The sequence below is a fragment of the Vibrio floridensis genome, from assembly GCF_021852965.1.
In the GTDB taxonomy this organism is placed as follows: Bacteria; Pseudomonadota; Gammaproteobacteria; order Enterobacterales; family Vibrionaceae; genus Vibrio; species Vibrio floridensis.
The window spans coordinates 1-13,490 of record NZ_JAKGCY010000020.1; the positions used below are offsets into that span (position 1 = coordinate 1).

The 13,490-nt window shown below is 40.5% G+C and carries 18 protein-coding genes and 1 pseudogene; 17 read left to right on the forward strand and 2 right to left on the reverse strand.

What is annotated here, in order from left to right; all coding sequences use genetic code 11:
* The first annotated feature begins 111 nt into the window (after positions 1–111).
* The 5 genes from LZU85_RS19130 (at position 112) to LZU85_RS19160 (ending at position 3,301) form a co-directional block, all read left to right on the forward strand.
* Positions 112–432, forward strand: coding sequence for a DUF2834 domain-containing protein (locus tag LZU85_RS19130; protein WP_237288147.1), 321 nt, complete (start codon positions 112–114; stop codon positions 430–432).
* Between the two features lie 135 nt (positions 433–567).
* On the forward strand, positions 568–1,068 hold the full coding sequence (locus tag LZU85_RS19135; protein ID WP_130309874.1) for a hypothetical protein: 501 nt from the start codon (positions 568–570) through the stop codon (positions 1,066–1,068).
* 684 nt (positions 1,069–1,752) lie between these two features.
* Positions 1,753–2,187: a hypothetical protein gene (locus LZU85_RS19140; protein WP_237288149.1), complete on the forward strand. Its 435-nt coding sequence runs from the start codon at positions 1,753–1,755 to the stop codon at positions 2,185–2,187.
* An 85-nt stretch (positions 2,188–2,272) separates the two neighbouring features.
* Positions 2,273–2,776 (forward strand): peptidase M14, encoded by a 504-nt coding sequence (locus LZU85_RS19145; protein ID WP_237288152.1) that lies wholly within the window; start codon positions 2,273–2,275, stop codon positions 2,774–2,776.
* A 264-nt stretch (positions 2,777–3,040) separates the two neighbouring features.
* Positions 3,041–3,301, forward strand: a complete 261-nt coding sequence (locus tag LZU85_RS19160) for a DUF3709 domain-containing protein (protein ID WP_237288155.1) — start codon at positions 3,041–3,043, stop codon at positions 3,299–3,301.
* Between the two features lie 237 nt (positions 3,302–3,538).
* Here LZU85_RS19160 and LZU85_RS19165 read toward each other — a convergent pair whose 3' ends face one another.
* Positions 3,539–3,982 (reverse strand): hypothetical protein, encoded by a 444-nt coding sequence (locus LZU85_RS19165; protein ID WP_045618793.1) that lies wholly within the window; start codon positions 3,980–3,982, stop codon positions 3,539–3,541.
* 203 nt (positions 3,983–4,185) lie between these two features.
* On the opposite strand from LZU85_RS19165, the gene LZU85_RS21015 reads away from it, so the two are divergent.
* The 7 genes and pseudogenes from LZU85_RS21015 (at position 4,186) to LZU85_RS19225 (ending at position 9,021) form a co-directional block, all read left to right on the forward strand.
* The gene (locus LZU85_RS21015; protein ID WP_237288157.1) at positions 4,186–5,421 is read left to right on the forward strand and encodes a protein kinase domain-containing protein; all 1,236 of its coding nucleotides are present in this window, start codon (positions 4,186–4,188) and stop codon (positions 5,419–5,421) included.
* Positions 5,422–6,031: 610 nt separating this feature from the next.
* Positions 6,032–6,454, forward strand: coding sequence for a hypothetical protein (locus LZU85_RS19190; protein ID WP_065767849.1), 423 nt, complete (start codon positions 6,032–6,034; stop codon positions 6,452–6,454).
* Between the two features lie 292 nt (positions 6,455–6,746).
* Positions 6,747–6,866: pseudogene (locus tag LZU85_RS19200) on the forward strand (DUF645 family protein); the annotation flags it as partial.
* Complete coding sequence (locus LZU85_RS19205; protein WP_234405904.1) at positions 6,862–6,954, forward strand: Tfp pilus assembly protein; 93 nt, start codon at positions 6,862–6,864, stop codon at positions 6,952–6,954. The pseudogene LZU85_RS19200 and the gene LZU85_RS19205, both read left to right, overlap by 5 nt.
* A gap of 175 nt (positions 6,955–7,129) precedes the next feature.
* A complete protein-coding gene (locus tag LZU85_RS19210) occupies positions 7,130–7,636 on the forward strand; it encodes a GNAT family N-acetyltransferase (RefSeq protein WP_039509100.1) in 507 nt (168 codons plus the stop codon).
* A 162-nt stretch (positions 7,637–7,798) separates the two neighbouring features.
* Complete coding sequence (locus tag LZU85_RS19220) at positions 7,799–8,224, forward strand: hypothetical protein (protein ID WP_237288159.1); 426 nt, start codon at positions 7,799–7,801, stop codon at positions 8,222–8,224.
* A gap of 134 nt (positions 8,225–8,358) precedes the next feature.
* Positions 8,359–9,021 carry a hypothetical protein gene (locus LZU85_RS19225; RefSeq protein ID WP_237288160.1) on the forward strand — a complete coding sequence of 221 codons (663 nt, stop codon included), beginning with the start codon at positions 8,359–8,361 and terminating at the stop codon, positions 9,019–9,021.
* A 159-nt stretch (positions 9,022–9,180) separates the two neighbouring features.
* On the opposite strand, the gene LZU85_RS19230 is transcribed toward LZU85_RS19225, so the two are convergent.
* Positions 9,181–9,426 (reverse strand): hypothetical protein, encoded by a 246-nt coding sequence (locus tag LZU85_RS19230; protein WP_237288162.1) that lies wholly within the window; start codon positions 9,424–9,426, stop codon positions 9,181–9,183.
* 186 nt (positions 9,427–9,612) lie between these two features.
* Between LZU85_RS19230 and LZU85_RS19235 the strand changes: the two genes are divergently transcribed.
* The 5 genes from LZU85_RS19235 to LZU85_RS19270 all read left to right on the forward strand — a co-directional run bounded on the left by LZU85_RS19235 (position 9,613) and on the right by LZU85_RS19270 (position 13,409).
* Positions 9,613–9,924: a hypothetical protein gene (locus tag LZU85_RS19235; RefSeq protein WP_237288164.1), complete on the forward strand. Its 312-nt coding sequence runs from the start codon at positions 9,613–9,615 to the stop codon at positions 9,922–9,924.
* A gap of 603 nt (positions 9,925–10,527) precedes the next feature.
* A complete protein-coding gene (locus tag LZU85_RS19245; protein WP_237288165.1) occupies positions 10,528–10,980 on the forward strand; it encodes a hypothetical protein in 453 nt (150 codons plus the stop codon).
* Between the two features lie 145 nt (positions 10,981–11,125).
* Positions 11,126–11,728: a hypothetical protein gene (locus LZU85_RS19255; RefSeq protein WP_237288167.1), complete on the forward strand. Its 603-nt coding sequence runs from the start codon at positions 11,126–11,128 to the stop codon at positions 11,726–11,728.
* A 147-nt stretch (positions 11,729–11,875) separates the two neighbouring features.
* Complete coding sequence (locus tag LZU85_RS19260) at positions 11,876–12,835, forward strand: restriction endonuclease (RefSeq protein WP_237288169.1); 960 nt, start codon at positions 11,876–11,878, stop codon at positions 12,833–12,835.
* A gap of 148 nt (positions 12,836–12,983) precedes the next feature.
* Positions 12,984–13,409, forward strand: a complete 426-nt coding sequence (locus LZU85_RS19270) for a hypothetical protein (RefSeq protein ID WP_237288173.1) — start codon at positions 12,984–12,986, stop codon at positions 13,407–13,409.
* Positions 13,410–13,490: the final 81 nt, after the last annotated feature.

Here is a 13,490-nt window from a genome sequence, read left to right on the forward strand (position 1 = left end):
TATGCAGTGAGTTTTGGTGGTGAAGGTGGTCTGCGGAGAGTTGGTTTAAGCGGCATTCACCCCTTAACGCAGCGTTAGGGCTTACTACGAAAAATGTGCAAGGATGGCGAAATGGTAAGGTTTTATCTGGTTCTTACTTTGTTGGGTATATTGCTCCCATACGGGGCGTTTGTTCCTTGGCTAGTTAGCAATGGCTTAGACATTGGTCTTTTGTTCCGTGAAGCGGTGGCAAGCCCCATTAGTATTTTTGCATGGCTTGATGTTTTGGTTGCGGCAATTGCGTTATTAGGTTTTATCGTGGTGGACGGCCAAAGACATAAAGTGAAGTATCGCTATTTTGCTGTGTTGGGAACTTTGTTAGTTGGAGTATCGTTTGGGTTGCCACTGTATCTTTACTTGAAAGAAAAGCAGTCGCTCCAACCACAGCCCTAACAAAGCGTTAAAGTGGGATTCATGCCGCGTGGCATTTTTAGTATGCGGCGAGTTTTGGTGGTGAAAGTGGTCTGCGGAAACTTGGTTTAGGCGGCATTCACCCCTTAACGCGGCGTTAGGCTAAAGGAAGTAGCAATGAAAAATATTAAATACATTTTATTTATTTGTGTTGTAGCGTACATGCCATTTGTAAGTGCTAATTTATCGCATTTGGATAAAAGCATAAGTCTCCTTAATACATTAAATTATCCTGCAATATTTAAAAATACATTACTTAAAGAGTGTGATAAGGGGCTCCCACAGTTCGCTTCACTAAAAATTTGTAAACAATCGGAAACACTATCGGACGAAATTATAGTCAGGATTGCTGCTAAACACTTCATTTCATATGTATCTGAGAGTGATACCGATAAATTAATTGCTTTTTGGGGTGGAAGTGACGGTGTCCGAATTTCAAATGGATTAGTCCTCTGGCAGCAAACTGGCAGACTAGATGTATTGACAGATGCTGATTTGTATATTTTAGACAAATTTAACCAAACAGCAGAAAATAAAGCATCTATGGCATTTGCCGACAATGTTAATGTAAGTGTGCAAATAATCTTAGAAATCGAAGAAATTCTAAGCAGTCAATAGCCTAACAAAGCGTTAAAGCGGGACTTGGCACGCGTGGCATTTTCAGTTTGCGGTAAGTTTAGTGGTTAAGGTGTGATGCGGTCACTTTTGTATTACGTGCCTGCGCCCCTTAACGCGGCGTTATGCTTAATCACGTAAAATCAGTGGTTTATGGTTTTTCTTTGTTCCCTTAGCTTTTCAGTTTGGTGTATGTCGGCAAGTTGACTTCATTGGGCGCTGTTTTTTGGACACTTATTCTTTGGCGCTGAAAATTCAGAGAGTTGCCTCAATCAATTTTCAGGTAAGAGCGAGGTTATGGTAGCTGGCTCAATCAGCACTTTGATCTTCAGTTTTTGAGTTTTAGCGACCGAATTTCAAAGCCCGATTTTCAAAACTATGAGTCATTTCCGTGTTCTAAGTTTTGGCTTTTGTTTGTAAATCAAAGTCGAGTTAATCTTGGTTCTATTAAAACGTAACCCATTGAAGCTTAAGCATAACAAGGCGTTCAAGTGGGATTCATGCCGCGTGGCATTTTTGGTATGCAGTTAGTTTAGGTGGTGAAAGTGGTCTGCGGAAAGTTGGTTTGTGCGGCATTCACCCCTTAACGCGGCGTTATGCGTATGAGTCGCAAATAGAATCCTAGCATGTGCATTAAGTTGTTTATTTTGATATCTTCATCTAATCGTTTTAGCTAGGTGAACTTTGATGGATTCATTTATAAATAATGTAACTGATATTTGGTGGTGGTTGCATCTTATTCCGTCCGCGATCGTGGCAATAGTTATTGCAGCAATACTTAAAAAAGCTCCTTTAGTCCTTAAGCCGATATTTAAGTGGTTCACGATTCGCGAGCTGAAAAGGTTGAAACGAAAGCGTTTTAACTACAGCGCTGTTACATATGAAATCATGAAATCTCATACGCTAATGCTCTTGTTTGCAATGTTGTGTATTGCTTATTTTTACGACTATAGCCAAGTACCTCAGTCGAGTACAAGCTGGCTAGTTATCGCTATTAAAACAAGTCCTCTATACGTAGTTGAAATCATGTATTTTATACAGCGAGAACATACAAAAAGTTTAGTGCAATCAGTAGGTAAAATACGCATAACAAAGCGTTTAAGAGGGATTCCCAACGCTTAGCACTTTCTGTTCAAGGTTGTGTTTCGTGTTTACGGTGTAATGGTCTAGGTTGGTGGTGGCGTTGTTCACCCCTTAACGCGGCGTTATGTTTACAGAGGGTATTCGCGAAATTATGGCGTTAACTTGGATTGATGTTGCTGATACAGCGATAAAAATTGGTTTGGGTTCATTAATCACTGCGTTGTCTGGCATCGCGATACTTAAAAAGACTCAATCTCATGAACTTAATAAAGACCGAATTAGTTTCGAACTTGAAAGAGTCACTGAACGAAAAGAAAAATACGTAGAGTTTTTAGCTCAATCCCAAGCTTTAGTTCAAAAATATTTGAACGCAAGTTGCTCTTGTCAGGGGGAGGACTACATAAATTATCTTAGAATATACAATGAAATACAGATCATTTCAGATGATGTAATAAGGATTTCAGCGTATGAGTTATTATGCAGCGTGAACGAATTTATTGTAATTAATAAATCTGGCTTGGAGCGTGAAATGAGAAATTCAATACGTAAAAATGTCGATAGTTGTGTGGGTAAGATGCAAAAGTTAGCACAACGAGACATTGAAAAATTCCGAACAATGCAAACATAACAAACAGTTTAAGAGGGATTCAGCACGCGTGGCATTTTTGGTATGCGTTGGTTTCGGTGTTGAAGTGCCGTGCAGTAACAATGGTATTGCGTGCTTCACCCCTTAACTGGGCGTTATGCTTAATCCATAAAAATCAGTAGGTTGTGTTATCGGTTTCTTTGGCATTTCGTTCTGGTTTTGTCGGCAATTCAATATTGTTTTTCGCTGCCTAATGAAGCGGCAATGTGTCTGGCGCTGTAAATTCTGAGTGATTGCCTCATTGGAATGTTGAGTCTGCACGAGGTGAATTCTGCTCTCTCAAGTCGCTTTGAGCAGTTTGGTGCCTTTACTTATGGGCTTAAAGTCTGTCAGCAATTGAGCATTGTTTTTCGCTGCCTAATGAAACGGCAATGTGTCTGTCGCTGTAAATTTCAGTGTCATTGCCTCATTGAGTTGTTGCGCCCATGCGTGGTGAGTGAGTTTGTCGGAGAGGTTTTCCACATTGGCCTAGTTGCTAAATGGAAGCCTGTATTGGTTAGTTCATAGGTAAAAGTTGAGTCAGTTCTAACTCAAGAAAATTCGAAGTTTGGTTAATGATTTCGGTGAGTTATTCTTGAGTCGGTTCAAATGTAAAGTGTTGAAGCTTAAGCATAACAAACGCCTCAAGAGGGACTGTCAACGCGTGGCGTTTCCAGTCCAAATGAGCCGCAGTGGTTACGGTTGTTGTGTTTGAGTTTAGTGGTAGTGCGTTGCCAGCCCCTTAGGCGGGCGTTAGCTGAAAATTTAAATCGATTCTTTGTTCATCTTTTGCCACTCATCAATAATTGAATTGAAGTTATTAGTAGTAAAAGTAAGTTCACCTACTTGCACAGCTCTTTCAAACTGGAAGAGGTAAAGAATAAACCCGGTACCATCGACGGTTTCTGGCGTGAAAATTCTGTGTCCATCGTTACAGTATGTGACAAATTTGACTGCTTGATTATTAACCATTAAGTTGACTTGGCCTACAGATCTCTCAAGTGAAAGGTTGCATTTTATATCAAGGCGATGTAACTCTATAAGTTCCTCGCTTAACACTATTACAGTTAGTTTGTTATTTTTGGCCACAACTATTGGTTGATTATAATTATTGAATGTCCACCTTTGTTGAGCCTGCATTTCTGCGCCGTATGCTGAAAAAGATAGGAAGCCACCAACTATCAAAAGGATTGTGAATGTTTTTTTCATTTTCTATCCTTGCCTTTTTTAAAATGATTATAGCCCATACAAAAGGAAAAATTTCAGCTAACAAGCTGTTCAAGTGGGATTCGCAACGCGTGGCATTTTTACTATGCGTTGGTTTAAGTGTTTAAAGTGGTATGCGGCGGCTTTGGTATTGCGTTGCTCACCCCTTAACAGGGCGTTATGTTTAAATTAAAAGTTGGTTAATAGTGATAAAGAAAAATACTAAAATTCTATTAAATGGAACCGAGTTTACAGTTCTTGGGACTCTCGGCGAGGGAGGTGCTGGCGTAGTCTTTAAGATAGAAGATGCGCATAAAAAGTTATATGCTTTAAAGTTACTGAAACCTAATGCGATAACAGAGAAGAAGTCTCGTTTCATCAACGAGTTGGAGTTTTGCAAGGCTATTGATTGTAAGAATATTGTGTCTGTTTTTATGGATGGCTGTTGTAGGATCAATGGCATAAACCATAATTTCTATGTAATGCCTTACTTCTCTGGAACTCTAAAATGTTTAGATTTTTCCAATTTTTCTGGAGAGAAAATAGAAAACTATTTTTTCCAAATATTAAACGGATTGAACTACGCCCATAGTCGAGGTGTCTATCATCGAGATTTGAAGCCTGAAAACATTCTGTGGGATTCTGAAAGGGATTTGTTGGTAATCGCCGATTGGGGAGTTGCTAGCTTTTCTGAAGAGTACAATTTCTGTAATGTTAAGACTAAGAATGGAACAAGATTGGCTAATTTTAAATATGCTTCGCCTGAACAAAAGAATAATGACGAAGTTGAATTTAGTTCCGACATATACTCTTTGGGCTTGATATTAGGAGAGATGTTTACAGGTGAAATTCCAGTTGGAACTAGTTATAAAAGTATAGGCTCTATTCACAGTGATTATGCCCACTATGATGAAATAGTTAAATGGATGACTGCTCAAATTCCTCACATGAGACCTTCGGCAAAAGAACTGATCGCAAGTCATGGTTGTCATTTTTTTGAACAGTATGATTTAGACCGAATATTTAACACAGTAGCATTTGAACTCAAGTCTACAAACTTTGAGTTGCCAAAATTTATCAAACCTAGAAACAATGTTAATGGACTCTTTGAAATAAAGGAGTGGATTGATAAATCCTATTTGTTGTCAAACCGAAATCCTATAAATGTACAAGTATCTTCCATTTCGATGTTCGTACATAGATTTTGCCGCTCCCATCCATTTATGGATGGGAATAAGAGAATATCATATGTTATTTTGAATTCTCTTTTGAAGTTTTACCAAATAAACCTCAATGCCACCGCTAATGAAAAAATAGAAATGATTAACTCCATTATATATGAAAAGGCTTCAACTGATGACTTCGGAAAGTGGATAGAACAACGTGTAGTTGAAAATAATCTTAGTGCAGAGCAGTTAATAGATGCGTTGGGTGATTTTTAAACATAACAAACTGTTTAAGAGTGATTCGCAACGAGTGGCATTTTTACTATGCGTTGCGTTTAGTGTTTAGGGTGGTATGCGGCGGCATCGGTGTTACGTTGCTCACACCTTAACAGGGCGTTATGCTTAATCACGTAAAATCAGTGGTTTATGGTTTTTCTTTGTTCCCTCGGCTGGTTGGTTTTGTGTTTGTCGGCAAGTTGGCTCCATTGGGCGCTGTTTTCCGGACACTTATTCTTTGGCGCTGGAAACTCAGAGCGTTGCCTCAATCAATTTTCGGGCAAGCGCGAGGTTAGGGCGGTTAGCTCAATCAGAAATTTGAGCTTAGGTTTTTCGTTTTGGCTGGCAAAGTTCAAAGTCTGGTTTTTAAAATTATGAGTCATTTCAGTTTTTTGATTTTTGGCTTTTGTTTGTGAGTCAAAGCCGAGTTAATCTTGGTTCTGTTAAAACGTAAGTTATTGAAGCTTAAGCATAACAAAGCGTTCAAGAGGGACTTGGCACGCGTGGCATTTTGGGTTTGCAGTTTGTTTAGTGGTTAAGGTGTTGTGCAGCGACTTTTGTATTGGGTGCCTGCGCCCCTTAACGCGGCGTTATGTTTTACGAGGAAATTATGAGTGATTTGGTTGAACAGAAAGCATCTCAAAAAGTACTAGATGCAGCCTTAAAGGTCTTAGAAGCTAGCTCGCCTGTTCTTAGCGCATTGACCGGTGTCGTTATTGAATCGGCAAGAGAAACTGAAAGATTGCACGGCTCAGGCGAGATTGAGGCGCTGGACGCTGAAGCGAGAAAGCAAGCTATCGCTTTAAACATGGCAAAAATGCAAGCAGCGGTTGCTCAAGAGTTGGCAATAGCTGAACGTATTAAAAATGCACACGAAGTTGAAATTGAAGAATACTATGAAGGTACAGGAAGTGGTGGTTTGAATGCTTCCGGTAATTTAGACGGTGCTTCTATCAGCTTGGGTGGCGGTAGCCATAAGGTTACTAAGCGCGTCTACCGTTTTACAGGTGGCAATAGTCAAGAACAAACATAACAAACTGTTCAAGAGGGATTCGCAACGCGTGGCATTTTTACTATGCGTTGGTTTTAGTGATTAAGGCGGTATGCGGCGGCTTTGGTATTGCGTTGCTCACCCCTTAACAGGGCGTTAGCTTCTTAAAGGCTGGAATCATCAAAATCTAAACTCAATTGTTCTGAAAAATCAGCTTTAAGCGTTCAAGTCGCACAACTTGGTTATTGGATTTTGCCTGATGTTAATTTGGTAGAAATCGTTGAATGTTCGGTAGTTTCAAAGTCGCTGAAAACCATCAAGCTTCGATGCTTCAATGTTGTTGGACGTCCCACACAGAAAGTTTGGTTTCATAAAAGGCTGCATCATCGCTGTGATCTGGTTTTCTTTGTCGCGGACTCTTTACCGTGGCCAACTTAGCCTAGGCCGTTTTGAGTTTTGGCTGCCAACTTCACAGCTTTTGGCGTTGGACATGTGTTTGTGTGATGCTTCTGCGTAAAATGCATTTCAAGCAAATGTGTTAAAAGCCATTGTTAAACAATCGGCTACGAAGCTAACAAACGCCTCAAGAGGGACTGTCAACGCGTGGCGTTTCCAGTCCCAATGAGCCGCGGTGGTTACGGTTGTTGTACTTGAGTTTAGTGTCATGCGTTGCCAGCCCCTTAGGCGGGCGTTATGTAACAAGGAGAGTCCGGCTAAATGGAAGTAATATCTGAAAGGCTACGGATGAAGCCATTATTGGAAAATGACTGGTCTTTATTTCTACAACTCCATACGAACCCAAATGTCATTTCGCTCTGTTTCGATGAACTTCCAAAGTCAGAAATTGAGAGTAAATTTAAATCTCGATTAGCACCTTGGTTTGTAGATTCGAAGCATTGGCTATGTTTAGTTGTTGTCGAGTCCACAACGAATAAAGCAGTAGGTATAACAGGTTTTTGTGTTAACGATTCTGTTGCTGAAGTTGGGTTTATGTTTTTGCCCGAATATCATGGACTCGGGTATGGTACAGAGTCACTGCAAGCTCTCATAAATTATTCAATGTCAGAGTTCGGCATCGATAAATACAGTGCAGTTGTCACCGAGGGCAACATTGGTTCCGAAAAGGTACTTACAAAAGTGGGTTTTGTGCTCGATAGGATAGTGCCTCAAGCCTATGAAATTGGTGGCCAGTTGTACGCAGATCATGTCTACAAATACGCGTAAAATTGTTACATAACAAGGCGTTTAAGTGGGATTCATGCCGCGTGGCATTTTTGGTATGCGGTGGTTTTTGGCGGTGAAAGTGGTCTGCGGAAAGTTGGTTTAGGCGGCATTCACCCCTTAACGCGGCGTTATGCGTCCTTAAAACTTGAGTAAGGTGTACAAGTGGAAAGTAGAGTTGTTAAAGCTTCAAAATTGTTAGGTTTGGGCATTTTGTTGTACCCGATCGCTTATTCGTCACTTAACTTTGTTCTACCCATACTGATTGGAGTGCTAGGTAATGAAAATCACTACCTGGTTACAGGTTTAGAGTTAATTACCTGGTTTGTGCTCCCCATTTTTTCAGTGTTCTATTTACTAGCATTTCACCAATTTGCTGGGGCGCTTAGAAAATGGCAAAAATTCGTAGGATATATGATGGTATCAACGGCAGTTATAGCTGAAGTATTGTTACCCTTTATCGACAGAGGTTTAGTGAGTAGCTCTATTTCATTTTTGGTCCATATGGCTGAGCTTGTCATTTTATCCGGTTGCTTGTTGGCAATTGGTAGTCATATGAAGCAAAGTGTCGATGTTGGCTGCAACGCATAACAAAGCGTTTAAGAGGGACTTGGCCCGCGTGGCATTTTCAATTTGCGGTAAGTTTAGTGGTTAAGGTGTGATGCGGTCACTTTTGTAGTGCGTGCCGGCGCCCCTTAACGCGGCGTTATGCCTTAGGAGGTAAATTGAATATTCCAGACTTTTTAATTGAACGAGAAACACAATTGTCTTCTCTTCGAGATAACGAATTGTCCGCAATTCTAGAGTTCAAAAAAAGAGCTGAAGAGTTTGAAATTGCTATGAAGCGATACTACAAGGGAGCAATTTCGAGTCGTCAAATCACTGATGATATAGATATTAAGAAGTCTACATTTAAAGCAAATACACCAGACATAGAACATATCGAATATTTGGCGCTCAAGTTTCGATTCTTTTACGCTGAAAAAGAGTCGACTAGGTTTGAAAGAATTATTGGTATTCTTCGAAAGAATGCAAAAGATGAATGGGCAAAAAATTATATCGACCGTCTGCGTGCTTTATATCTTAATGCTATGAACAGCACGAGGATGAGTGGTGAAATGGGATGCTCGGTTAGTAATCGAGAAATTATCAACTTATGGTTTAACTCAGAGTTCTTCCATTCTGATATTGATAAAAGGGAAAGGCTTCAGTTTATAAATGACGCTATTTCAGGGAAAGTATCGCTATTCCAACTTTATACTGCTATCTCAGGCGTATCAACTCAGATCAATTCTCTCTACGCCGTAGTTCATCGAGTGTCAAATGAGTGTAGTTTGATTTATACACCGAACCATCACTTTTCAGTGGCAGAGGCAGAACAGGCATAACAAGCAATTTAAGAGGGATTCTCAACGCTTGGCATTTTTGCTTCTACTTCAAATTTAGTGTTTATAGCACAATGCTTTAGGTTCGGTGGGGGCGTTGTTCACCCCTTAATTGGGCGTTAGTTTGCAAAGTCAGTAAAAGGCTAGTTCGGTTATTGTGCTTTACACCTGTGGGTTTGCCAACCTCACGAACTTTCCGGTGGCACTATATGGGAAGTGTTTGAGGTGGGGTAGTGGTTTACTGGTTCTAACTTTCTCGTCATCGTTCTTTTGCGCGGCTTCTTTTTCTTTGCGGCTAAGTTGCTCCCAAATGCCCTTGTCGCACTTCACAAAGTCCGTTTTGTCGGTTGGGTTTGAAACTCTGGCTTCCGGTTTTACATTTGGGTTCAAAGTCAGTATTTTTGTCATTAATTCAGCACCTTGCTGCTACAACGTTGGCTGCATTAGGCACGCAAACTAACAAAACGCTTAAGACGGACTAACAAACGCGTGGCATTTTTGGTTTGGTTGAGTTGGGTGTTTACGGTGGTCAGTTAAGTAACGTGGCAGGTTTGTTAGCCACTTAGCGTGGCGTTATGTTCTATCGGAGTTTTTATGCTGAGAGTCAAACTCACAAGAGATAGTGTGTGTATGGGAGATGATTCCGATGCCCCTCACTTCTTACAATTAGAATTGCCAGAAATTTCAACTATTCAAGATTTAGTTGACGTCATTGATGCTCGCTCTTATTTGGCGAAAGTGGCAGGTTTCGAACATCAATGGATACTCTTAGTTAACAATGAAGAAACTTCTCGTTTGAAAGGCAATAACTTTGAAGTTCCAGAAAATGGTGAAGTAAGTCTATCTTCTCTTGCTGTAAACGAGGTACTCAAGGTTCATTTCAAATACTTAAGCTCACGAACATAACAAACAATTTAAGAGTGATTCGTAACACGTGGCATTTTTGCTATGCGTTAATTTTTGTGATTAAGGCGGTTTGCGGCGGCATCGGTGTTGCGTTACTCACCCCTTAATTGGGCGTTATGTTTAATCATGCAAAATCAGCTGCTTGCATCTTTTCTTGGATTTCTAGTTTTGGCTTTGTCGGCAAGTGAACTTGAGTGGTCGCTGTTTTCTGGACATCTATTCTTGGGCGCTAAAAATTCCAAGAGTGCCTCATTGAAATTCAGTGCTTTGGTGAGATGAGTGCAGCTTACTCAGTTTCAAAGTTATAGCTTCAACTTTCGTTTCTCACGTTAATACTCAATGCAAATTCAATCAGTTTTATGAGTTAATTCAGTTTTTAGCCTATGGTTTTGGTTTGCAAAGGTAAGTCGAGTTAAGCTCTGGTATCGTAAAACTTAACCCTTTGAGTCTTAAACATAACAAGGCGTTCAAGTGGGATTCATGCCGCGTGGCATTTTTTGTATGCGGTGAGCTTTAGTGGTGAAAGTGGTCTGCTGAAGGTTGGTTTGAGCGGCATTCACCCCTTAACACAGCGTTATATTTTATTGAAGGACTTAGCTCTAAATGAAAAGTTTGAGTAAATATTGTATTCCCATTCTGCTAGGTTGTATGTGCTTTAGTACATTTGCTGAGACTACTAAAGAAGATTTTGAACAGTTTTTGGAACAAGAAGTTTCACTTAGTGCCCTAAAGATAGTTGGTTACAAAGCTGGAGATATGTGGGCAATGATGCTGCAAGCTCATCGAGGTGAAATATCATTAAGTAAAACTGAGGCAGAGGTTCTATTGGCTAAGCTGATTGGCCTACATATGTGTTTCCAAAAAATCTATGAAAAACATCCCTACGAGCCGGATGTTGAATCGGCTTATTTCCTGACGTTAGATGATTCGATTTTATTTCGGCAAGCGGGAAACAGTTTAGCGAAGATCATCGGTGAGGATGACTCTGGTGCTTTGAAACTAGTTCCTGATATTGTCTGTAGTCAGTATCTATCGCCTGAGGAACTTAAAATATAACAAGGCGTTAAAGAGGGATTCATGCCACGTGGCATTTTTAGTATGCGGTGAGTTTTGGTGGTGAATGTGGTCTGCGGAAAGTTGGTTTATGCGGCATTCACCCCTTAACGCGGCGTTAGGCTCTTAGTGAAAAATTGGAATTATGATGGCTTGGAAATTAGAACGTTGGCTTGATGAAGTGTTCCCTGGTGAACATGAACTTTTTTCTCAATATAGTGGATTAACCGATAGGGAACTGGCAATAGTCGCTGCTGGAAATCTGGATTTAGCGTTAGCTGAGCTTATAAACAAGCGTTTAGTAAATATACCCAAAGAATCCTGCGCGTTTCTTGGATTAGACGAATCCGGAAGTGCACCCGCTGGAAGTATGGGCGCAAGAATTCAGCTCGCATTGTTACTGGGAATTATCCATCCTGAAGATGCTCGTATCCTTAGAATTATAAAAAACATTCGCAATAAGTTTGCACATCGCATAAATATTAGCTTTTTAGATGATTCAATACAGGGATTACTTTCGAAACTATTGAATGAGTGGTCAGAAAGGTCTCGTTTCTTACTTCGATCTCAGCCAGAGCAGGCACAATGTGCTTCCGAAGAAGGACTAAAGCTTCTTCAAGGCAACCTTGATAAAACCTCTGAAGTTGGAGAGGGGCTGTTATTAGCAGTATTTTCTGTATATCAAGCCTACTTTTATCGCCTTAGTTCGAGAATTGAGCGTGTTAGTTTGGTGGTTGGTGAACGAGCCTAACAAGCAATTTAAGAGGGATTCACAACGCTTGGCACTTTTGCTTCTACTTCAAATTTAGTGTTTATGGCACAATGTTTTAGGTTGGGTGGTAGCGTTGTTCACCCCTTAATTGGGCGTTAGCTTTTAAGGTGATTAAAGGAGGCATATGTGCCAATTTTAGATTTTAAAGAAATACCAGAGGCGCATATTGCAACTGGGCATCAAGATACATTTGAGTTGTTCGCTCGCGATTTTTTAGAGTTCATGGGGTACAAGATTCTGTCGGATCCAGATAGAGGCGCTGATGGTGGTGCAGATCTTATTGTAGAAGAAGTGAGGCGTGGTATTGGTGGTGAAACAAAAGTTCATTGGCTCGTAAGCTGCAAACATAAAGCACATAGCGGTAAGTCTGTAACCCCGTCAGATGATGCCAATATCCGTGATCGTGTTGAGTCGAAAAAGTGTAATGGCTTTATTGGTTTTTATTCCACTCTTTCCAGTGCCGGTTTGTCAGGGATTTTGGAGGGAAATCGAGAAAAAGTGGAGTTTCAGATTTTTGATAGTGCCAAGATTGAGTCGAAAATGATCCATTCAACTAAAGGGCTACAAATAGCAGAGCGTTATTTCCCAATATCAGTTGCTCGCTGGCGAGATAACAATCCTAAGCCTGCCAAAATATTCTCGGATAAACCAAGTTTAAAATGTCACATTTGTGATAACGAGCTTTTCGATAAAGACGACAAAGGCATTGTTACCTTATGGGAGGTAATGCGTACTGACTATTTTAGTCAGCCGAAGCAAGTCGAACATGTCTTTTGGACATGCCGTGGTCGCTGTGATGACTTGTTGGGTGAGCGTATGAATAACCTAAGAGATGACTTACTGGATGGTTGGGAAGATATCGGCGATGTTATGATCCCAACAATATATATAAAGTGGCAAATGTCTCTCCTTAATCAACTTAACGAAGGAGTTTTGTATTCCGATGAGGCATTCGATAATATCAAAACATTCCTAATTAGCATTTTTCCTTATGTTTCTAGGCATCTAACTGATAAAGAGAAAGAACGTGTTCAATCTTTAGGTATGATCCCTGCATACATGGGGGGCTTGGACTATGAAAGCTAACAAACTGTTTAAGAGTGATTCGCAACGCGTGGCGTTTTTACCATGCGTTGGTTTATGTGATTAAGGTGGTAGGCGGCGGCATCGGTATTGCGTCGCTCACACCTTAACAGGGCGTTATGCGTCCTTAAAACTTGAGTAAGGTGTACAAGTGGAAAGTAGAGTTGTTAAAGCTTCAAAATTCTTAGGTTTAGGCATTTTGTTGTACCCGATCGCCTATTCGTCACTTAACTGTGTTCTACCCATTCTGATTGGCATGCTAGGTAATGAAAATCACTTCCTGGTTACAGGTTTAGAGATCATCACCTGGTTCGTGCTCCCCATTTTTTCAGTGTTCTATTTACTAGCATTTCACCAATTAGCTGGGGCGCTTAGAAAATGGCAGAAATTCGTAGGGTATATGATGGTATCAACGGCAGTTATCGCTGAAGTATTGTTACCCTTTATCGACAGAGGTTTAGTGAGTAGTTCTATTTCATTTTTGGCCCATATGGCTGAACTTGTCATTTTGTCCGGTTGTTTGTTGGTAATTGGTAGTCAAATGAAGCAAAGTGTCGATGTTAGCTGCAACGCATAACAAGGCGTTTAAGTGGGATTCATGCCGCGTGGCATTTTTGGTATGCGGCGAGTTTTGGTGGTGAAAGTGGTCTGCGGGAAG

Bases quoted from the DNA above. Each gene is read 5' to 3' on its own strand.
- LZU85_RS19160 (WP_237288155.1), top strand. From the start codon at position 3,041: ATGTTGAGTCTGCACGAGGTGAATTCTGCTCTCTCAAGTCGCTTTGAG.
- LZU85_RS19235 (WP_237288164.1), top strand. From the start codon at position 9,613: ATGCTGAGAGTCAAACTCACAAGAGATAGTGTGTGTATGGGAGATGAT.
- LZU85_RS19245 (WP_237288165.1), top strand. From the start codon at position 10,528: ATGAAAAGTTTGAGTAAATATTGTATTCCCATTCTGCTAGGTTGTATG.
- LZU85_RS19165 (WP_045618793.1), bottom strand. From the start codon at position 3,982: ATGAAAAAAACATTCACAATCCTTTTGATAGTTGGTGGCTTCCTATCT.
- LZU85_RS19145 (WP_237288152.1), top strand. From the start codon at position 2,273: ATGTTTACAGAGGGTATTCGCGAAATTATGGCGTTAACTTGGATTGAT.
- LZU85_RS19230 (WP_237288162.1), bottom strand. From the start codon at position 9,426: ATGACAAAAATACTGACTTTGAACCCAAATGTAAAACCGGAAGCCAGA.
- LZU85_RS19140 (WP_237288149.1), top strand. From the start codon at position 1,753: ATGGATTCATTTATAAATAATGTAACTGATATTTGGTGGTGGTTGCAT.
- LZU85_RS19135 (WP_130309874.1), top strand. From the start codon at position 568: ATGAAAAATATTAAATACATTTTATTTATTTGTGTTGTAGCGTACATG.
- LZU85_RS19255 (WP_237288167.1), top strand. From the start codon at position 11,126: ATGGCTTGGAAATTAGAACGTTGGCTTGATGAAGTGTTCCCTGGTGAA.
- LZU85_RS19210 (WP_039509100.1), top strand. From the start codon at position 7,130: ATGGAAGTAATATCTGAAAGGCTACGGATGAAGCCATTATTGGAAAAT.
- LZU85_RS19190 (WP_065767849.1), top strand. From the start codon at position 6,032: ATGAGTGATTTGGTTGAACAGAAAGCATCTCAAAAAGTACTAGATGCA.
- LZU85_RS19130 (WP_237288147.1), top strand. From the start codon at position 112: ATGGTAAGGTTTTATCTGGTTCTTACTTTGTTGGGTATATTGCTCCCA.